The following is a 17,511-nucleotide window of genomic DNA, read 5'->3' as shown; positions in this document are numbered from 1 at the left end:
GGCACGAATGCTATCGCGCCGCAAGCGGTCATTCCGCTGGACGGCCCGCTGCATCCCAGTACGGCGGGTCGCCGATAGCCTCCCGTATGCATTGCACAAAGGCGCGCAGCTTGGCCGAAGCACGCTGGCCCTCGGGGTGCGCCACGTAGATGGATTCCGCCGCCGCCTGAACGCCCGCGTCGATCACCTGCAGCGCACCGGAACGGATCGATGCGCCGACGATAAACGTTGGGAGCAACGCGATGCCCAGGCCCGCCAGGGCGGCGTCGTGCATCATGTCGCCGTTATTGACGCGCAACGCAACGTGCGTGCGAACCGACAGCGCGCCATCCGGGCCCGCGAGGCGCCAGTCGGCCACGCCCCGGTTGACGTAGAAGATGCCACGGTGCTGCTGCAGGTCCTCGATGGCGCGAGGCGTGCCCTGCCGTGCCAGATAGGCCGGCGACGCAACCAGGACACGCCGGCTCGGGGCAAGCTGCCACGCCACCAGCCGCGAATCCTCCAGCGCGCCGTGCCTGACCACGGCATCGTAGCCCTCGGCGGCCGCGTCCACGCGGCGGTCATCCAGGTCCAGCGTCAGTTCCAGCTTCGGGTGCCTGGCAAGAAAGGGATAGAGCGCGGGGCCGAGATGCATGCGGCCAAACGTCACCGGCGCGGAGATCCGCAAGGGGCCGGCCAGGCTGCCGCGCCGCTCGGCCATGTCGGAGGTGGCCTCCTCGACCTCACGCATGATGCGTGCCGCCCGCGCCAGGAATGCCAGGCCGTCTTCGGTCAGGCTGAGCTTGCGGGTAGTCCGGTGCACCAGGGTGGTGCCCAGCTGCCGCTCGATATCGGCCAACCGCTCGCTGACAACGGATTTCGACAATTGCAGGCGGCGCGCCGCTTCGCTGATCGACCCGGACTCCGCGATGGCCACGAAGCTGGCGACGCCCTCAAGTTTCAACATTGTCCGGTTTTCCCGAAAAGCAGTTCCGTGATTCGCACTCTACCGCGAACAGCCACGGCGAACCATACTGGGTACCGAAAGCGAAAGGTGATCCGGCGTTGCCGCGACTCACTATGCTGATTATTCGAAACGCAAAACCCCTATGTATCAATGCGCCCCCATGCGACGTTGTCGCCAGGCGCAAACCAGGAGATCGAAATGGGACGCTTGTCCGGAAAAACCGCCATTGTCACCGGAGCCAGTTCCGGCATCGGCCGCGCCACGGCGCTGTTGTTCGCCGCCGAGGGCGCCAGGGTTGTGGTTGGCGCGCGCCGCGCGAGCGAACTGGACCAACTGGTCTCGGAAATCCACGCGGCCGGAGGCGAAGCGGCGGCGCTGGCCGGCGACRTACGCTCGGAGGACTATGCCCGGGCGCTGGTAGCGCTGGCCGTCGAGCGCTACGGGCGGCTGGATATCGCCTTCAACAATGCAGGCACTCTGGGCGAAGGCGGCCCCAGCACCGAAGTGTCCGAGACGGGCTGGAGCGACGCCATTGCCATCAACCTGACCGGCGCCTTCCTGGGTGCCAAGCACCAGATCGCGCAGATGCTCAGGAATGGTGGCGGCTCGGTAATCTTCACATCCACCTTCGTCGGCTACACCTTCGCCTTTCCGGGGGTGGCCGCCTACGCAGCCAGCAAGTCCGGCCTGATCGGGCTGACGCAGGCGCTGGCGGCCGAGTTCGGCCCGCAAGGGGTGCGCGTCAATGCGATCCTGCCGGGCGCGGTGGATACGGAAATGTACCGCACGATGAACGACACCGCGGAATCGCAGAGCTTCATCACCAACCTCCACGCGCTCAAGCGCGTGGCAAAGCCCGAGGAACTGGCACGGTCGGTGTTGTACCTGGCGTCGGATGACTCGGCCTTCGTGACCGGCACGGCTTCGCTGGTCGATGGGGGTGCGTCGATTACGCGGACTTGACGTTCCGGCCGGCCAGTATTGACGACCTTGTCCTAGTGGACTAATATGGGCTTAGTCCACTAGGAGCACTTATGCAGGTCGTTAATATCCACGATGCCAAGACGAACTTCTCCCGGCTAGTCGATGCCGCTGCCGGGGGCGAAGAGATTATTATCGCCAAGGCCGGRAAGCCCGCAGCCCGGCTGGTCCCGATGGAGCGCGTTAAACCAACGCGCCGCTTCGGTACGTTGAAAGGAAAGGTTCATATCGCGGACGACTTCGACGCGCCGCTGCCCGATGACGTGATCGCTGCATTCGAGGGGCGTTGATGCGCCTTCTGCTCGATACGCACATCTACCTGTGGGTCGTGACAGATGACCGCAGACTCCCGAAGACTGCTCGCGAGATGATTGCAAATGCCGAGCACGTCTTCGTAAGCAGTGCGAGCATCTGGGAGGCATCAATCAAAGTCGGTTTAGGCAAGCTGGACGCCGACGTGAATCAGTTGGTGTCAGCCATAGAAACAAGCGGTTTCTCGGAGCTGCCGGTGCGGGCTGTGCATGGCGCAGCGGTGCGCGATCTTCCCGATATTCACCGCGACCCGTTCGATCGGCTTTTGGTTGCCCAAGCAATGAGTGAGCCCCTCCGGCTGGTGACTTCTGACGGTCGCCTCGCCGGCTACACCGAACTTGTTGTGACCGTCTAGGAAAATACGCTAGCGGATTGCTACTACGGCTACCTCGACTGCTCCTCGCCAGCAGATCCGCAGCACGCTGGCATCACCCCTCGCCACCCTCCCCCTGCTCATCCAACGCGGCCAGTTCGCTCAGCACCAGCGTCTCGTGCGCGAGCACGGTCGCCAGCGAGAGCAAATGGCCCTGCGTTTCTTCAGTCAGGTTGCAAAGGGTGCCGCCGGCAGCGTTCTCGATGGCTACGGACAACAGCGCGTTGAGTTGCGCGGTCTTCTCGGCGGCGAGGCTTAGCGGGCTTTCGGATGGGGCATGCGCGGTCAGGAACGTGTCGCGACCTGCGCGTTGGGCGGTGATGTTGTAGCGCGGGTAGTCATACATCGTGCGCCCTCCGTTGGGACGCGCTCGGGCGCTGGCAGATGACGGGAGCGTTGGGACAGGCGAGTTGCCCGGAATGGGCGAGCGAAGACTGGGGCATGGGAGTGCCTCCTTCTTAAGCGATTTCAACCCCGTTCCCCGCTGTCAATCGGGGTGGGCGGGCGCAAGGCGAGGTTGACAGACCGGAAAGAAGGAACCGGCGAGCCCGAAGGCTCCCCCGCCCAGGCCCACCCATAGGGGCGTGCAAAGGCGCGACGGACATAAAAATGCCGCCTGGTGGCGGCTGTCCGCCTTCTTTTCGGGCTGTCAAACCCGGCCGCTGTGGTTGCAGCGACGTGCGAAGTATAGCGTGGGGTGGCGCAGCCCAAACTGGCCGCAACAAAAAGTCACACCCCTGCCTTGATCAACCGCCACATGCATCAGAACGATGCCGATGCCGTAAAGCCGTTCAACCGCAACCTACAGCAGCCGCTTGGCCAACTCCGCGCCATGGGCAAAGCCAGCCGTCTCGGCCGCCTCCGCCGTCGGGAACAGGTCCGTCACCTTCGATGACTCCAGCAAGGTCCCTGCAGCCCGGATATTCGTGCCGGGGCGGCAGACCCGGACCGTGTACTCCCAGACGTTGGGCGTTCTGGGCCGCACCTGCACCTGTACCTCATGTGTCTCAAAAACCCGCTTCTTCCATGCAATCTCTTTGATCATCGCTGTCTCCGATTCTTATTGGAGAATCGCAACGTCGCCAAGGGCACGCCATTCGTTGAATCGTGCCCGTCACAAGCGCCATGACGCCTGCGGGCTATCGTTGGAATCTATCCGCCATCGTATCAAAAGTTGGTATGTCTGCTCTATGATGCCAGGCAATGTCACCGCCCTGCCGCACGCCAGATCAGACCATGACACTCGCCACCCTGCTCCTGTTTCTCTTTGCTTCCGCCGTGACCATCGCCACGCCCGGCCCCACCGTCCTGCTCGCCCTGAATAACGGCTCGCGGCATGGCGTGCGCAAGGCAGCGTGGGGCATGGCGGGCGCGATCGCTGCAGATATCATCCTGATCGCCACCGTTGCGGCCGGGCTTGGCGCAGTAATCGCAGCATCCGAGATAGCCTTCGCGTTGATCAAATGGTTTGGCGCGGCCTACCTGGCCTATGTGGGATGGAAACTGCTGCGCTCCGGCAATGTACCGGCCACGGCACCGGCGGAATTCGCGGCGGCCGTGGATAGCGGCCGGGCACATGTGTTGTTTTCACGCAGCTTCCTGGTAGCCGTCACCAACCCGAAGGCGTTGCTGTTTATTTCGGCGTTCCTGCCGCAGTTCATCGACACCAGCGCGTCCTTGCTCCCACAGTACGCCGTTTTGACGATCGCGCAATGCTTGCTGAACCTGCTGGCCATGCTGGTGTACGCGGCCCTTGGCGCCAGGATCGTGCACGCCTTCCACGGCGACGGCATGCGCTGGCTGAATCGCGTATCCGGCGGCACGCTGATGGCGCTGGCGGGCGGACTGGCGCTGTTCCGCCGCGCACAGGACTGAGGCCCCGCCGGGCTCAGAAAATCGAATGCCCGCTTAGCGTAGTCAGCCACTCCAGCGCCTGCACACCCGCCAGCGAGTTGCCGCTGTGGTCCAGCCCCGGCGACCACACGCACACCGCCCAGCGCCCCGGCAGCACCGCCACGATGCCGCCGCCCACGCCGCTCTTGGCCGGCAAACCCACCCGGTAGACAAAATCGCCCGCGGCATCGTAGGTGCCGCAGGTGAGCATCAGGGCCGAAAGCCGCTTGGCAGGGCTGGCGCCGAGCACGCGCTCGCCGCTCCAGGGCACCACGCCGCCGTGCGCAAGGAACAGCGCCGCGCGCGCCAGGTCTTCGCAGGTCATGGCAATGGCGCACTGGCGGCAATAGGCGTCAATGACTTTGTCCACCGGCATATCCAGCCGGCCAAAATCCTTCATGAAGTAAGCCATGGCGCGATTGCGGTCCGCGTGCTCGCGCTCGGACTGCGCCACCTTCGGGTCGTAGTCGATGGCCGGGTTATTGCTGAGCCGGCGGATGAACTGCACCAGCGCGGTCTCCGCCTGGACGAAGCGGCTGCACAGTACGTCCGTCACCACCAGCGCGCCGGCGTTGATAAAGGGGTTGCGCGGCTTGCCTTGCTCGTACTCCAGCTGCACCAGCGAGTTAAAGGCATTGCCCGAAGGCTCTCGCCCTACCCGCTGCCACAGGTCCTCCCCCAGCAACTGGAAAGCCAGCGTGCAGGCGAACAGCTTGGAAATGCTCTGGATCGAAAACGGCACCGCGGCGTCGCCCACGCAATGGCTGCGGCCATCGGCAAACACCAGCGCCATGCCGAAACGCGTGGCGGGCACCTTGCTCAGTTCGGGGATGTAGTCCGCCACCCGCCCTTGGCCCAGCAGGGGCGCGATGTCGCGGTGGATGCGTTGGAGGATGTGTGCGTAGTCCATGCCGGGGTCGCCGAGCCGCTCTGTTCCGGGCCGCCGCGGGCCGGACAACATCCGGGCCGCCAGCGGGTTCCGCGTATCGTACAACGAGACATGGCCTTGCAGCGGCCTTACGCCGCCACCCGCCGGCCCCGGTCCAGCGAGGCCGACACGCCAACCGCCAGCAATGCCAGCGCGGCCACCGCCGCACCCAGCCAGGGCAGTTGTGTCAGCGGCAGGCCCGCGCTGATCATCAACCCGCCCAGCCACGCGCCGGTGGCGTTGCCCAGGTTGAAGGCGCCCTGGTTCAGCGTGGAAGCCAGGTTGGGCGCGCCCTTGGCCTTGTCGAGCACGCGCACCTGCGTGGCGGGCACCACCGCAAAGCTCACCATGCCCCAGACAAACAGCGTGAACAGCGTCGGCACCGGAAAATGGCTGGTCCACGAGAACACCAGTTGCACCACCGCCACCGCTGCCAGCAGGCTGGCAAGCGCCGGCATCAGCTTCCAGTCGGCCAGCTTGCCGCCGGCCAGGCCGCCCACGGTGATGCCTGCGCCGAACAGCAGCAGCACCATGCTCTCCTGCTGCGCGRTGAAGCCGGTCACGTCGCGCAGGATGTAGGCGATATACGTAAACACCGTGAACATGCTGACCGAAGCCAGCGTGCTGATCAGCAACGCAAGCTGGACCTGGGCCGCGCCGATCGAGCGGAATTCGCGCAGGATGCTGCCGGCCTGCATCGGAATGGCCTTTGGCAGCCATGCCACCAGCGCCGTGGCGGCGGCCACGCCGATCACGGTGACAGCCCAGAACGTGGAGCGCCAGCCCATCAGGTGGCCGAAGGCGGTGCCAAACGGCACGCCCAGCACATTGGCCACCGTCAGGCCGGTGAACATCAGCGCGACAGCCTGCGCGCGCTTCTCGCGCGGGACCAGCTCGGCGGCCACCACCGCACCAATGCCGAAAAAGGCGGCATGGCAGAACGCCGTGACCACGCGCGCGGCCATCAGCAGTGCATAGTTGGGCGCCAGCGCGCACAACGCATTGCCGAGGATGAACAAGCCCATCAACCCGACCAGCGCGGTCTTGCGCGGCCACCTGGCGGTGAGGATGGCGAGGATAGGCGCGCCCACGGCCACGCCGATGGCATAGCCGGAAACCAGCATGCCGGCAGCCGGCGCGGAGACGCCTAGATCGGCGGCGACATCGGGCAACAGCCCCATGATGACGAATTCGGTGGTGCCAATGCCAAAGGCCGCGGCAGCCAGCGCGAGTAGCGGTAATCGCATGATGTTGTTATTGAAGGACGAGAGAGATCGGCGAAGCTTGCGCGCCCGGCGGAGATGGACGTTGCGCACGCCGCGGCGAAAAGGACAGCACGCCGCGTGCATGTGAAAAGCGCTTTGCGGCGCGCCGGCACGATTGCGCAAGTCCGGCATTCTGCGCCAATTTCGCGCGGGACGTTGGCCGCCCCGCTAAAAACCTTGTGCCCGAAGCGGTCACAAGGCGACTGGCTACGCAGTACTACTCAGCGGTTTCGCCCGTGCATTTCCGTCGACCGCGCAGTACTACGCAAAGCCGCCTCAAAAGAACACGCTGCGGATCAGCGGTGCCGCCAACACGCTGACCAGCCCGGCGATCATCATCACCAGCGATGCCACCACGCCTTGCACTTCGCCAAGCTGGCGCGCCTTGGCCGTACCGGCGCCGTGCGCGGCGGCGCCAAAGATGGCGCCCTGCGCCAGCCGGCTGCGTACCGAAGGCAGGCAGGCCAGCACGGCCTCGCCGATGGCCATGCCCGTCAGCCCGGTGATCACGACAAAGATCGCGGCTAGATCAGGCGGCCCGCCCAGCGCGCGCACCGCATCCACGGCGAACGGCGTCGTCACCGAACGCACCGCCAGGCCCTTCTGCAGCATCACCGACAAGCCGAAACCGCGCGCCAGCCAGACCGAACTGACCACCGAGGTCAGCACCGCAGCCAGCACGCCGAGCGAAATCGACAGCCAGTGCTGGCGCACCAGCTTGCGGTGATCGTAGATCGGCAACGCGAAAGCGATGGTGGCCGGGCCGAGCAGCCACATCAGCCAGCGCGTGTCCGCGATGTAGTCGCGATAGGGAATATGGGCAGCCAGCACCAGCGCGATCAGCACCACGGGTGTAGCCAGCAGCGGCATCAGCCACAGGCGGGCGCGGCGCGCATAGAGGCGCTTGTTGAAGTAATAGAAGGCAACGGTAGCCACCAGGCTCAGCGCCGCCAGCGCGGTGTCATGCATGACGCTGCTGCCCGTTGCGGGTGGCGTTGCTCGCGCGGCGCGCCAGCCTTAGCTCCAGCCGGTACACCTGCTCCACCACCAGTGCCGTCACCACCATCACCGCCAGCGTGCTCAGGGCGATCACCGCGCAGATGCGCCAACCCTGGTGCCTGACCAGCTCCCGATACTGCACCACCGCCAGCACCGCCGGGATAAAGAACAGCAGCATCTCGCCCAGCAGCCAGTCCGCGCCGCGCCGCACCCAGCCGCCGCGCACCGCGCCACTGAACAGCAGCGCCGCCAGCGCCAGCAGCCCGAGCAGACCGGCCGGTAACGGCAGCCCGAGGCGCACGCGCAGCCAGTCGGCCAGCAACCACAGCGCCGACAGCGCCGCCACCTGGGTGAGCCCGATCGCGCCCGCACGCAGGCGGCCGAAGGCCGGCATCGGCGGCGGTACGGATGAGGCGGCGGCCGGGGTGGAGGGGACAGCGCTTTGCATGGTTCGAGTCAGTCTATTGCGCCAGGGACGAAGTGGCAGTGACGCTAGTGTACGGAGAGCCATTCGATATATAAAATGAATATAAATTATTGAATTGATGCCAGATCGGAATGGCAAATCCGGCATCGCACATTCCATCGGAGGCACCATGGATATCCGGGCCCTGCGTTACTTCGTGGAAGTCGTCCGCCAGAACGGCTTCACCCGCGCCGCCGAAACCCTGCACGTTACCCAGCCCACCATCAGCAAGATGGTCAAGAGCCTGGAAGACGAACTGGGCGGCCCGCTGCTGCTGCGCGAAGGCCGCACGGTGCGGTTGACCGACGCCGGCGAGGTTGTGTTCGCGCGCAGCCAGGCGGTGCTGGCCGAAGTGGCGCGGCTGCGCCAGGAGGTGGCCGAGGTGGACGGCATGGCGCGCGGCGAACTGAAGGTAGGCATTCCCCCCATGGCCGGGCGTTACCTTGCCCCGGTAATCGGTGCCTATCGCCGCCAGTACCCCGGCGTGAAGCTGCGGCTGGGCGAGCAAGGCGGGCGCGCACTGGAAGAAGGCGTGGCCGCGGGCGAACTGGACCTGGGGGTGACGGTGCTGCCCGCCGCCGTGGCGGGCCTGGCCAGCCTGACCGTGACACGCCAGGCGCTGGTCGCGGTGTTTCCCGGCGAGCGCGCGCCGCGCAAGGGCGGCCCGGTCCGGCTGGCGGATCTGGCTGGTCTGCCCTTTGTGATGTATGAAGATGACTTTGTGCTCTACCGGGTCATCCTGAACGCATGCGAGGCTGCTGGTTTTACGCCGCAGATTGCGGGGCAGAGCCGGCATTGGGACTTTATCGGGGAACTGGTGGCGGCCGATGTGGGCGTGGCAATCTTGCCGGCGCCGATAGCAGGCCAGCTGGATCCGGCACGCGTGGCGATCCGGCCGTTGGTTGCGCCGCAGTTGACGTGGGAGTTGGGGCTGGTCTGGCGGGAAGGCTATTTGTCGCGCGCCGCGCGGGCCTGGCTGGCTTGTTGCGAGCAGGCCTTCGGCACTGCCCGCAGATCCGTCTGACCTGATGCGCGGCCAATTTGCGTCCGGCCAGCTTGCGCGGCGCAAGCGAAGGAGGCGATGCCCTGGTCGCGGTCACATCGACCAATGGTGGTCGACCCAGATTGGACAACCGGGCTACGCAACAGCATTTTGTTCGTCCTGCCGACTGGTACTCCGTGGGACGTGCCGATGCCTGAACCTAGAGGAAGGATGGCAACTGCGCCTGGCAAAAGTCCAGATAGGACCTGACGATTGCGGACGGATGACGATGCGAGGGATATAGCAAATTGAGTTCCTGCACAGGCAAGGGGTGTTCTGGCAGCAGGGTCACAAGGTTCTTCTCCCGAATGGCGCTGGCAGCCATGAACGGGGGCAGTTCTGTGACGACCTCACCGGCAAGCGCCCGGCTGCGCAGGTGCGCATAGTCATTTGCGGACAGTACCGCCGCGGGGCTATGTTCGGACGAACCCAGGCGCCAGACAGTTGGAGCATTCGAGCCCTGGTTCCATACCGCGCAGGGAAAGCGATGCAAAGCCTCGGGCGTCTCCGGCATGCCAAGACGCTCGACGAGGGCCGGACTTGCGACCAGGACATGACGATAGGACAGGACGCGCCGCGCGACCATGGTCTCGTGTGCAATTGTCCCAACGCGCAGCGCAACGTCGATGCCATCCTCGACGAGATCGACGCGCCGGTCGGTCGTGAAAATATGCAGGCGGATATCGGGACACTGGCGTTGAAATGCCGCAAGCAGGTCCCACCAGGGTTCGAATGACGGCGGTAGCGATAACCTCAGCCGTCCCTTGAGGCGTGTCTGGTCGCTCATGACGGCCTGCTCCGCCTCCAGCAGGGCCTCGATGCCACGACTGGCGTGCTCATAGAGGCGCGCCCCGGCGTCCGTGAGCCTGGTTCCACGCACTGAACGCTCCAACAACTGCACGTTCAATTGCCGCTCCAGTTCCCGAAGCCGGCGGCTTAGTGTTGGCAGCGGTACGCCCATGCGACTTGCAGCGGCGGAGAGACTCCCCGCCTGCACCACTTCCACAAACATCTCCACGGCATTGAGGTCCATTCTTTACCTCTCAAAAATGAGAGGAATGTTACCAAAATCAACGGTTTTCTTCCGACATTGAATAGGCGAAAGTTGCTTCCAGGCGCTGGCCCCTGGCCAGCATCTTCAACTGAATCAGGAGTTACGCACATGTCAAAGATCCGGCATTCCCGTCTTGCCAGCCCTTCACCCCGCCACTGAAGAGAGACCAGCCATGAAAGCCTATGTCATCGAACAAGCAGGCGGCCCCGAAGTCCTGCAAATGCGTGAGATTGCATCCCCGGAGCCAGCGGCGGACGAAGTTTTGATCCGCGTGCGCGCATTTGGTTTGAATCGCGCCGAAGCCTATCTGCGGGCCGGGAAAATGGGGCCGATCACCGCGCCACGCGTGCCAGGCATCGAAGCCGTCGGCGAGATCGTCGACGATCCCGCGGGCGTGTTTCGCACCGGTCAGCGCGTCGCCACGGCCATGGGCGGCATGCAATTCACGCGAGGTGGCAGCTACGCCGAACAGATAGCCGTGTTGCGCAGCAATGTCATTGCCCTGGACAACATCTCCCTGACATGGGAGGAGCTTGCAGCCCTACCCGAAGCCTATCTGACCGCATGGGGTGCGCTGGAGAAGAGCCTTGCTGTCGAACGTGGTCAAACGTTGCTGATACGCGGCGCCACGTCGTCCGTCGGCCTTGCAGCGCTCACCTACGCCAAGGCGCTCGGCCTGAATGTCATTGCCACCACCCGCTCGCAGACGAATGCAGGGCGCCTGCGGGAAGCCGGCGCTGACAAGGTGGTCGTCGACACCGGCGAAATCGCAGCCGATGTCCRCCAGATCGCACCGGAAGGCGTGGATGCGGCGCTGGAAGTCGTCGGCGCCACGACGCTGCGCGATACGGTCAAGACCCTGCGGCCGTTCGGGGCGGTCAGTGTTATCGGCTTGTTAGGGGGGCCGCCTGCCCTGGAGTCGTTTCACCTGATGCAAGACCTTCCCGCCGCGGTGCGCCTCAACTTTTTCCCGAGCGGCCTGCTGGGCACTGCCGCTTTGCCGCTGTCGGAATCGCCGCTGCCATGGATTGCGCAGGATCTCGCCAAAGGTCTCATTCCATCGACGCATGCCAGGACGTTCGATTTCGATGAAGTCCGCCAGGCCCACAGCCTGATGGAGAGCAACCGGGCCCTCGGCAAGCTCGTCGTGCGACTTTAGTCGCGACCGATTCCGAGGACAGCATCATGCGTAACATACTTCGTGTCCCGTTGGCTGCGGTTGCAGCGTCCATGCTGTTGCAGYCTGCTGCCCAGGGAGCCACGCCGGCATCGGAAGCCGCAGTGAGTACGGCCATATCCGGACAGCTCGCTCGTTACGAGCAGGCGCTGAACAGTGCCGACATCGAGCGGATCATGTCGCTCTATGCCCGCGACCCGGTATTCATGCCGCAAAACGGTTCGCCGGCCGTGGGCCGCGAGGCGGTCCGACGCGCTTATGGGCATGTCTTCGACTCGATCAAGCTCAATGTGCGCTTCGAGATCGATGAGATCCGCCTGCTATCGGATGAGTGGGCCTATGCTCGTACCCGCTCACGCGGCACGGTGACGCGGCTGGGCAATGCAGTCCCGCCTGGGCCCGAAGCCAACCAGGAATTGTTCCTGCTGCGTCGCGAAGCCGATGGTCAGTGGCGATTCGCCCGCTACATCTTCTCGACCACCAACCCGCCGGCCCGACCGGACTGAGCGACCATGGCCACCTGCGCCCGACCCGGCGGATGGTGGCGTTGCGACGGCCCCGTCCTAACGAAAGAGATCCTGCCCTGCGGGCAGGCTGCAGGCAGGACTTCCACCCTGCCTGCAAACCCGCCGAACGCCCTGCGGGACGGGATCAGTTGCGCCCGATCTCCTGAAGGATGCGCGTCAGCAGGTACAACCGCGGCACGATCGAATCGATCTCGATGTATTCGTCGCGCGCGTGGTAGCCGAAGCCCGCGAGGCCAAAGCTCTCCACCACCACGGCCTTGCCGGAACGCCCGGCGAAGCCCGCGTCGGTGCCGCCGCCGGTGCCTTCGGCCAGCGCCAGCTGGCGGCCGTCGAGTTCGGCGTAGATGGCTTGCGCGCGCTGCGCCAGTTCGCGGCCGCGTGCGTTGGCGACAAACGGCGGGCGGCCGGCTTCCATGGTCACCGTGGTCTGCGTGTCGGGGACGAGCTTGCCCTCCTCGACCTTCTTCTGCAGCGCGGCTTGCAGCTTCTCCGGGCCGTCCTTGACCGTCATGCGCACGTCGCCGATGGCGGTGGCACGCTCGGGGATCTGGTTGCGTACCTCGCCGGACTGGGCGGTGGTCCAGTTGAGCTGGGTGCCCGGCACCGATTTGGCCACGTCCCGCGTCTGCTGCAACTGGTAGGCCAGCTCGATCAGCGCATTGCGGCCCAGTTCCGGCGCGGCGCCGGCATGCGAGGCGCGGCCCTTCACCTCCATGGTGGCGGTGGCGGTGCCGCTGGCGCCCATCAACAGGGCTTCGGCCTTGACCACCGCCTTGGCGGCGGTCGGCTCGAACGACAGCACTACGTCATGCTGGTCGGCCAGGCTGGCGATGGTCTCGCCGGAACCGACCGAGCCCACTTCCTCGTCCGGGTTGAACAGGACGGTCAGTTGCGCGTAGTCCTGCCAGCCGGCCGCCTTGAGGATGGCCAGCGAATGCAGGATCACCGCGATGCCGCCCTTGTCGTCGGCGATGCCGGGGCCGTAAAGGCGGTTGCCTTCCTGCCTGATCGGCTGCGTCGCCAGCGTATTGGCCGGATAAACCGTGTCCATGTGGGCGATCAGCATGATGCGGCGCTTGCCCGTGCCGGTGAGCGTGCCCTTGACCATGGTGCCGGGGCCTTTTGTCACGGCGATGCGTTCGGTGCCGGCGCCGAGCGCCTTCAGGCGGCCTTCGGTATAGCTGGCCATCTGCGCCAGTCCCGCCGCGTTGGCGCTGCCGGACTCGATCGACACCATCTCCTTGAGCGACTGGATCACCGACGGCTCCGCGGTGCGCGCCGCGTCCAGCAACCGGGCATCCGCGGCGCAGGCGCTGCCGGTGGCGAGGGCAAGGACGGCCATGGCGGCATGCGTAAGCCGGCGCAAGGATGAATGCATGAAATCTCCCGTTGAGGATGTTTGTACTTGTGGATTCGTTCTTGCCAGTTTGCGCTGGCGGCGGCAACGCAAACGCGCCGCCGCCAATCATCGGCAGGTACGCGTCGGGCGCGCGTCAGTTGCGCCCGATCTCCTGCAGGATGCGCGACATCAGGTAGAGCCGCGGCACGATCGAATCGATTTCGATGTACTCGTCGCGCGCGTGGTAGCCGAAGCCCGCCAGGCCGAAGCTCTCCAGCACCGTGGGCTTGCCCGAGCGCGCGGCGTAGCCCGCGTCGGTGCCGCCGCCGGTCTGCGGCACCAGCGTCAGGTCACGGTCGATCTCCTTGTAGATGGCCTGCGCCCGCGCTGCCAGCGCGCGGCTGCGCTGGTCGGCCACGTACGGCGGATGGCCGGGCGTGAGGTTGAGCGTGGTTTCGGTGTCGGGAACCAGCTTGCTGGAGCCAAGCTTGGCCTGGAGCGCCGTCTGCAGTTTCTCCAGCGCGCCGGGCTGGGTCAGTCGGACATCGCCCACGGCTTCGGCCTTCTCGGTGATCTGGTTCAGCGGGCCGTTGGCGCTCGCGCGGGTCCAGACCAGCGCCGCGCCCGGCACGTCCTTGGCCACGTCGCGCGTCTGGAGCATCTGGTATGACAGTTCGTAAAGCGCATTGCGGCCCAGCTCCGGCGCGGCGCCGGCATGTGCCGCACGGCCTTTGACATCGAGCGTGGCGGTGGCGACGCCGGCGGAAGCCAGCAGCAGGGGTTGGCCTTTCATCACCACAGAGCCGGCCGAGGGCTCGCAGGAGAGCACCACGTCATACTGTTCGGCCAGCCTGGCGATGGTGTCGCCGGAACCGGGCGAGCCCACTTCCTCATCCGGGTTCAACAGCACCGTCAGCTCGGCGTAGTCCTTCCAGCCGGCCGCCTTGAGAATCGCCAGCGAATGCAGGATCACGGCGATGCCGCCCTTGTCATCGGCGATGCCGGGACCGTACAGGCGGTTGCCATCCAGCCTGATGGGCTGCGTCGCCAGCGTGTTCGGCCCGTAAACCGTATCCATGTGGGCGATCAGCATGATGCGGCGCTTGCCCGTGCCGGTGAACGTGCCCTTGACCATGGTGCCCGGGCCTTTGGTGACGGGGATGCGCTCGGTGCTGGCGCCCAGCGCCTTGAGCCGGCCTTCGGTGAAGCTGGCCATCTGCGCCAGGCCCGCCGCGTTGGCGCTGCCGGACTCGATCGACACCATGTCCTTGAGCGACTGGATCAGCGCGGGCTCGGCCGCGCGGGCCGCGTCCAGCAGTTGCGCATCGGCGGCGCGGGCGCTGCCGGCGGCACCGAGGGCCAGCGTGAGCGCGGCGACAGCGGTCTGGGTAAGTCGGCGCAGGGATGGCTGCATGAAGTCTCCTGTTGCTTGCATCGTTATTGTGGTCAGGCGGTTGCCCGCCGAGCGACGATGCTAGCCCTTGCGCGCGCGGCAAGGTAGGATCAATCCCGCCAATTGGAATGCCGATCCCGCCATGCCCGACGCTGACTCCTCCGCCCTCCCGGCGCCGCCCGCCGGATCCGACAACCCCGACAATCCCGCCACCAGCGGCGCGAGCCGCCCCGTGCCGCTGCACGTGCGCCTGCTATGGCTGCCGGAGGCCATGCCGGGGATGCTGTTCGGGGCGCTGGACGTGCTGCGCGCGGCGGCCGGGGTGGCCAGGCTGCAACGCCCGGATGCGGACCGCGACCTGAGCTGGAGCGTGATCGGCCCGTCGGGCCGCGCGCTCGCCCTGCCTGCCCTGGGCCTGGAGCCCGCGCGGCGGCGCCGGCGCGCCGCGGCCGATGGCAATGCGCTGGTCGTCATACCGGGCCTGCTGGCGCGCAATGCCCCGCATCTGGGCGAAATCGTCAGCGGCGCGACCCAGGCGCTGCGCTTGCTGGAGCGCCACGCGCAGGCGGGCGGCTGGCTTGCCGCCGGGGCAAGCGGTATCGCCTTCGCCGCCGAACTTGGCCTGCTCGATGGCGCGCGCATGGGCGCGCCCTGGACCTTCCAGAGCTGGATGGCCAAGCGCTATCCCCGCTGCGATTTCTCCGCCAGTGAACCGATGAGCGTGCATCAGCGCGTGTTCGGCTGCGTCGCGCCGGCGCTGCAAACGGAGTTCATGTTGCGCGTGCTGGGCCACCTGCATGACCCGGACCTCGCGCAGACTTGTTCGCGCATGCTGCTGTACCAGGCCGAGCGCCAGCAGCTCACGCCGGAACTGGTGTCGCAACGCTGGCTCAGCAAGACAGCCGACAGCCCGGTCTATCGCGCCATGCGCTGGCTGCAGGCCAACGTCGATGCGCCGTACCGGCTGGCCCTGGTGGCGCAGGCGGCCGCCACCAGCGAGCGCACCTTGCTGCGGCATTTCCGGCAAGTCAGCGGCATGACGCCGCTGGAGTATCTGCACGGGCTGCGCGTGGAGCGCGCCAAGACCTTGCTGGAGGTGACGCTGCACGGCTCGCAAGCCGTGGCGGAAGCCTGCGGCTACAGCGATGCGGCGGCGTTCCGCCGGCTGTTCCAGCGGGCTACGGGGATGTCGCTGTCGAGCTATCGGGCGCGCTTCGCGCTGCGCTCGCAGCGGCGCTACTGGCGCGTGGAGGACATGCCGCGCACGGCCGGCAGCGCATGAGCGCATCGGGCGCACCAGAGCGGGGGCCGCCAGCCTTGCGCGGCCCCACCGTCCGGGCTTCAGGTTGCAAACGTCTGTTCAACTACTCAGCACGATGCGATTGACGACATCCTCCACGCCATGCACGTACCAGGCATCCCGCTCGGCCTGGCGTTTCGCGGCTTCGGTGGTGGCGTAGCCTTCAAGCGTGACCACCCGGTTCTCCGTACGTACCTGGATGCGGTCGGCATCGACGAACTGGTCTGTCTCCAGGACCAGCTTGAGCGCTTCCGTGACTTCGTCGTCGCGGTCGGCTTCCGCCGGGGCCACCACCAGTTCGTTGACCACGCAGCGGCAGCCACGCGACCACCAGGCCAGCACGCCGGCCAGCCGCATGTGCGACAGGCTGATCACGTGCCCCCGCAGCGTCACGACGCCGTCGACGACTTCGATCTCGATCTCGCCGCTGGACTCGCCAACGGCCTCGCGCACCGGTTCGATGCGCCCCTTGGTGTGCGCGCAGATCCGGCAATTGCGGAAATCGATCGCCTGCAGCAGGCGCACGCAGATCGCATTGCGCAGTTCGCCGTCGCCAACCGCCGCACCGCCGTCGGTCACGCGCAGGTGGTCGATTACCGCCGACACACCGTCGACACGGCGCACCGAGGCGGCAACGCGGCTCTTGTCGACAATATCGGGCACTTCGCCTTCGAGAATCAGCGCGCCGTCGCTCAGGCGCAGGTGGATGGTGGGATGGATGGCATGGCTGTGAAAGGGCACGTGGGCGATGGCCGCCCGAGCCTGGGTCAGGACTGCTTCACTGCTATACATGATGTCTGCCTTATCTTTGAAGGTCTGGATATAGGAGACGGCGTTCCGTCCGGCGAACGCCCTCGCGGCGCCACGCCGATACTACGGCGCGAAGCGGCGAATCTTCATTATAGGTAGCCAGGCTGGCTACGCCCGACCTGTTGCCAGGGCGGAGTGACGGACGCAAGCCAGCCCGCGCGAACCGCCGCTCAGGTCTCTACCGTGGCGTCCATGGTGATCTCGGCCTTGAGCAGCTTCGAGACCGGGCAGCCCGCCTTGGCCGTTTGCAGTGCCTTCTCGACCGCGGCCTTGTCGGCACCGGGGACGCGCACCTTCACGTCCAGGTGCACGGCCGTGATGGTGAAGCCAGAATCATCCTTGTCCAGGGTGACGGTGGCCTTGGTCGCGATGCTCTCGGCGACCATCTTGGCTTCGCCCAGGAACAGCGACAGCGCCATGGAGAAACAGCCGGCATGGGCCGCCCCGATGAGTTCCTCGGGATTGGTGCCCGGCCCTCCCTCGAAGCGGGCCTTGAAGCCGTATGGCGCGTCCTTGAGCACTCCGCTCTCCGCCGAGATGCTGCCCAGGCCGTCCTTGATGCCGCCCTGCCATTTAGCCGATCCGTACTTTTGCATGAGTGTTCTCCATGGTCGAAAAGCAATGTGGCGCAACCTTCGCCGCGCCGGGGGTGAGGCGGCAAGTGCCCGTCCGCATACTTCGGTGCAGCGTTGGTGCCGCAGGCATG

The 17,511-nt window shown here is 66.1% G+C and carries 20 protein-coding genes; 8 read left to right on the top strand and 12 right to left on the bottom strand.

The annotated features are described in order from the left end of the window. Positions 1-28: 28 nt before the first annotated feature. Positions 29-946 carry a LysR family transcriptional regulator gene (locus AC1DN0_RS09355; RefSeq protein WP_441628762.1) on the bottom strand — a complete coding sequence of 306 codons (918 nt, stop codon included), beginning with the start codon at positions 944-946 and terminating at the stop codon, positions 29-31. A 198-nt stretch (positions 947-1,144) separates the two neighbouring features. Between AC1DN0_RS09355 and AC1DN0_RS09350 the strand changes: the two genes are divergently transcribed. The 3 genes from AC1DN0_RS09350 to AC1DN0_RS09340 all read left to right on the top strand — a co-directional run bounded on the left by AC1DN0_RS09350 (position 1,145) and on the right by AC1DN0_RS09340 (position 2,594). Continuing rightward, a complete protein-coding gene (locus tag AC1DN0_RS09350) occupies positions 1,145-1,909 on the top strand; it encodes an SDR family oxidoreductase (RefSeq protein WP_477145672.1) in 765 nt (254 codons plus the stop codon). A 71-nt stretch (positions 1,910-1,980) separates the two neighbouring features. Beyond that, on the top strand, positions 1,981-2,217 hold the full coding sequence (locus AC1DN0_RS09345; protein ID WP_441628760.1) for a type II toxin-antitoxin system Phd/YefM family antitoxin: 237 nt from the start codon (positions 1,981-1,983) through the stop codon (positions 2,215-2,217). Continuing rightward, positions 2,217-2,594 (top strand): type II toxin-antitoxin system VapC family toxin, encoded by a 378-nt coding sequence (locus tag AC1DN0_RS09340; RefSeq protein ID WP_441628758.1) that lies wholly within the window; start codon positions 2,217-2,219, stop codon positions 2,592-2,594. Before AC1DN0_RS09345 ends, AC1DN0_RS09340 begins: the two co-directional genes overlap by 1 nt. A 73-nt stretch (positions 2,595-2,667) precedes the next feature. Here AC1DN0_RS09340 and AC1DN0_RS09335 read toward each other — a convergent pair whose 3' ends face one another. Together AC1DN0_RS09335 and AC1DN0_RS09330 are read right to left on the bottom strand one after the other, a co-directional pair. Beyond that, the gene (locus AC1DN0_RS09335) at positions 2,668-2,958 is read right to left on the bottom strand and encodes a hypothetical protein (protein WP_441628756.1); all 291 of its coding nucleotides are present in this window, start codon (positions 2,956-2,958) and stop codon (positions 2,668-2,670) included. A 456-nt stretch (positions 2,959-3,414) separates the two neighbouring features. Next, complete coding sequence (locus tag AC1DN0_RS09330) at positions 3,415-3,657, bottom strand: hypothetical protein (RefSeq protein WP_441628754.1); 243 nt, start codon at positions 3,655-3,657, stop codon at positions 3,415-3,417. Positions 3,658-3,848: 191 nt separating this feature from the next. Here AC1DN0_RS09330 and AC1DN0_RS09325 point away from each other — a divergent pair, with 191 nt between their 5' ends. Further along, complete coding sequence (locus tag AC1DN0_RS09325) at positions 3,849-4,487, top strand: LysE family translocator (protein WP_441628752.1); 639 nt, start codon at positions 3,849-3,851, stop codon at positions 4,485-4,487. Between the two features lie 13 nt (positions 4,488-4,500). Here the strand turns inward: AC1DN0_RS09325 and AC1DN0_RS09320 are convergent, their stop codons facing one another. From AC1DN0_RS09320 to AC1DN0_RS09305, 4 genes are all read right to left on the bottom strand, one after another. Beyond that, a complete protein-coding gene (locus AC1DN0_RS09320) occupies positions 4,501-5,415 on the bottom strand; it encodes a glutaminase (RefSeq protein WP_035859907.1) in 915 nt (304 codons plus the stop codon). Positions 5,416-5,522: 107 nt separating this feature from the next. Next, on the bottom strand, positions 5,523-6,680 hold the full coding sequence (locus AC1DN0_RS09315) for an MFS transporter (RefSeq protein ID WP_477145671.1): 1,158 nt from the start codon (positions 6,678-6,680) through the stop codon (positions 5,523-5,525). Positions 6,681-6,974: 294 nt separating this feature from the next. Next, positions 6,975-7,667 (bottom strand): LrgB family protein, encoded by a 693-nt coding sequence (locus AC1DN0_RS09310; RefSeq protein WP_441628747.1) that lies wholly within the window; start codon positions 7,665-7,667, stop codon positions 6,975-6,977. Next, positions 7,660-8,145 carry a CidA/LrgA family protein gene (locus AC1DN0_RS09305; protein ID WP_441628745.1) on the bottom strand — a complete coding sequence of 162 codons (486 nt, stop codon included), beginning with the start codon at positions 8,143-8,145 and terminating at the stop codon, positions 7,660-7,662. The genes AC1DN0_RS09310 and AC1DN0_RS09305 overlap by 8 nt, the downstream gene beginning before the upstream one ends. A 148-nt stretch (positions 8,146-8,293) precedes the next feature. Here AC1DN0_RS09305 and AC1DN0_RS09300 point away from each other — a divergent pair, with 148 nt between their 5' ends. After that, the gene (locus tag AC1DN0_RS09300) at positions 8,294-9,187 is read left to right on the top strand and encodes a LysR family transcriptional regulator (RefSeq protein ID WP_441628743.1); all 894 of its coding nucleotides are present in this window, start codon (positions 8,294-8,296) and stop codon (positions 9,185-9,187) included. A gap of 178 nt (positions 9,188-9,365) precedes the next feature. Here AC1DN0_RS09300 and AC1DN0_RS09295 read toward each other — a convergent pair whose 3' ends face one another. Next, complete coding sequence (locus AC1DN0_RS09295) at positions 9,366-10,238, bottom strand: LysR family transcriptional regulator (RefSeq protein WP_276289875.1); 873 nt, start codon at positions 10,236-10,238, stop codon at positions 9,366-9,368. A gap of 193 nt (positions 10,239-10,431) precedes the next feature. Here AC1DN0_RS09295 and AC1DN0_RS09290 point away from each other — a divergent pair, with 193 nt between their 5' ends. Together AC1DN0_RS09290 and AC1DN0_RS09285 are read left to right on the top strand one after the other, a co-directional pair. Beyond that, positions 10,432-11,418: a zinc-binding dehydrogenase gene (locus AC1DN0_RS09290; protein ID WP_477145670.1), complete on the top strand. Its 987-nt coding sequence runs from the start codon at positions 10,432-10,434 to the stop codon at positions 11,416-11,418. 26 nt (positions 11,419-11,444) lie between these two features. Continuing rightward, positions 11,445-11,942 carry a YybH family protein gene (locus AC1DN0_RS09285; RefSeq protein WP_477145669.1) on the top strand — a complete coding sequence of 166 codons (498 nt, stop codon included), beginning with the start codon at positions 11,445-11,447 and terminating at the stop codon, positions 11,940-11,942. Positions 11,943-12,087: 145 nt separating this feature from the next. On the opposite strand, the gene AC1DN0_RS09280 is transcribed toward AC1DN0_RS09285, so the two are convergent. Next, positions 12,088-13,341 (bottom strand): M20/M25/M40 family metallo-hydrolase, encoded by a 1,254-nt coding sequence (locus AC1DN0_RS09280; protein WP_477103499.1) that lies wholly within the window; start codon positions 13,339-13,341, stop codon positions 12,088-12,090. 115 nt (positions 13,342-13,456) lie between these two features. Next, positions 13,457-14,716 carry a glutamate carboxypeptidase gene (locus tag AC1DN0_RS09275; protein WP_441628735.1) on the bottom strand — a complete coding sequence of 420 codons (1,260 nt, stop codon included), beginning with the start codon at positions 14,714-14,716 and terminating at the stop codon, positions 13,457-13,459. 250 nt (positions 14,717-14,966) lie between these two features. On the opposite strand from AC1DN0_RS09275, the gene AC1DN0_RS09270 reads away from it, so the two are divergent. Further along, positions 14,967-15,977 (top strand): GlxA family transcriptional regulator, encoded by a 1,011-nt coding sequence (locus AC1DN0_RS09270; protein ID WP_441628844.1) that lies wholly within the window; start codon positions 14,967-14,969, stop codon positions 15,975-15,977. Positions 15,978-16,055: 78 nt separating this feature from the next. On the opposite strand, the gene AC1DN0_RS09265 is transcribed toward AC1DN0_RS09270, so the two are convergent. Both AC1DN0_RS09265 and AC1DN0_RS09260 read right to left on the bottom strand, forming a co-directional pair. Then, the gene (locus AC1DN0_RS09265; RefSeq protein ID WP_441628733.1) at positions 16,056-16,787 is read right to left on the bottom strand and encodes a BON domain-containing protein; all 732 of its coding nucleotides are present in this window, start codon (positions 16,785-16,787) and stop codon (positions 16,056-16,058) included. Positions 16,788-16,975: 188 nt separating this feature from the next. Beyond that, the gene (locus AC1DN0_RS09260) at positions 16,976-17,401 is read right to left on the bottom strand and encodes an OsmC family protein (RefSeq protein WP_441628731.1); all 426 of its coding nucleotides are present in this window, start codon (positions 17,399-17,401) and stop codon (positions 16,976-16,978) included. Positions 17,402-17,511 lie beyond the last annotated feature (110 nt).

The organism is Cupriavidus sp. 05N39 (assembly GCF_056397325.1).
The sequence above is the reverse complement of the archived record's forward strand: the minus strand, read 5'-3'. Positions and strand labels throughout refer to the sequence as shown.

What these genes read in the sequence shown, in the direction of transcription:
- AC1DN0_RS09295 (WP_276289875.1), bottom strand. Translation starts at nt 10,238, where the DNA reads ATGGACCTCAATGCCGTGGAGATGTTTGTGGAAGTGGTGCAGGCGGGG.
- AC1DN0_RS09310 (WP_441628747.1), bottom strand. Translation starts at nt 7,667, where the DNA reads ATGCATGACACCGCGCTGGCGGCGCTGAGCCTGGTGGCTACCGTTGCC.
- AC1DN0_RS09355 (WP_441628762.1), bottom strand. Translation starts at nt 946, where the DNA reads ATGTTGAAACTTGAGGGCGTCGCCAGCTTCGTGGCCATCGCGGAGTCC.
- AC1DN0_RS09270 (WP_441628844.1), top strand. Translation starts at nt 14,967, where the DNA reads ATGCCGGGGATGCTGTTCGGGGCGCTGGACGTGCTGCGCGCGGCGGCC.
- AC1DN0_RS09330 (WP_441628754.1), bottom strand. Translation starts at nt 3,657, where the DNA reads ATGATCAAAGAGATTGCATGGAAGAAGCGGGTTTTTGAGACACATGAG.
- AC1DN0_RS09300 (WP_441628743.1), top strand. Translation starts at nt 8,294, where the DNA reads ATGGATATCCGGGCCCTGCGTTACTTCGTGGAAGTCGTCCGCCAGAAC.
- AC1DN0_RS09320 (WP_035859907.1), bottom strand. Translation starts at nt 5,415, where the DNA reads ATGGACTACGCACACATCCTCCAACGCATCCACCGCGACATCGCGCCC.
- AC1DN0_RS09305 (WP_441628745.1), bottom strand. Translation starts at nt 8,145, where the DNA reads ATGCAAAGCGCTGTCCCCTCCACCCCGGCCGCCGCCTCATCCGTACCG.
- AC1DN0_RS09280 (WP_477103499.1), bottom strand. Translation starts at nt 13,341, where the DNA reads ATGCATTCATCCTTGCGCCGGCTTACGCATGCCGCCATGGCCGTCCTT.
- AC1DN0_RS09340 (WP_441628758.1), top strand. Translation starts at nt 2,217, where the DNA reads ATGCGCCTTCTGCTCGATACGCACATCTACCTGTGGGTCGTGACAGAT.
- AC1DN0_RS09275 (WP_441628735.1), bottom strand. Translation starts at nt 14,716, where the DNA reads ATGCAGCCATCCCTGCGCCGACTTACCCAGACCGCTGTCGCCGCGCTC.
- AC1DN0_RS09335 (WP_441628756.1), bottom strand. Translation starts at nt 2,958, where the DNA reads ATGTATGACTACCCGCGCTACAACATCACCGCCCAACGCGCAGGTCGC.
- AC1DN0_RS09260 (WP_441628731.1), bottom strand. Translation starts at nt 17,401, where the DNA reads ATGCAAAAGTACGGATCGGCTAAATGGCAGGGCGGCATCAAGGACGGC.
- AC1DN0_RS09325 (WP_441628752.1), top strand. Translation starts at nt 3,849, where the DNA reads ATGACACTCGCCACCCTGCTCCTGTTTCTCTTTGCTTCCGCCGTGACC.
- AC1DN0_RS09265 (WP_441628733.1), bottom strand. Translation starts at nt 16,787, where the DNA reads ATGTATAGCAGTGAAGCAGTCCTGACCCAGGCTCGGGCGGCCATCGCC.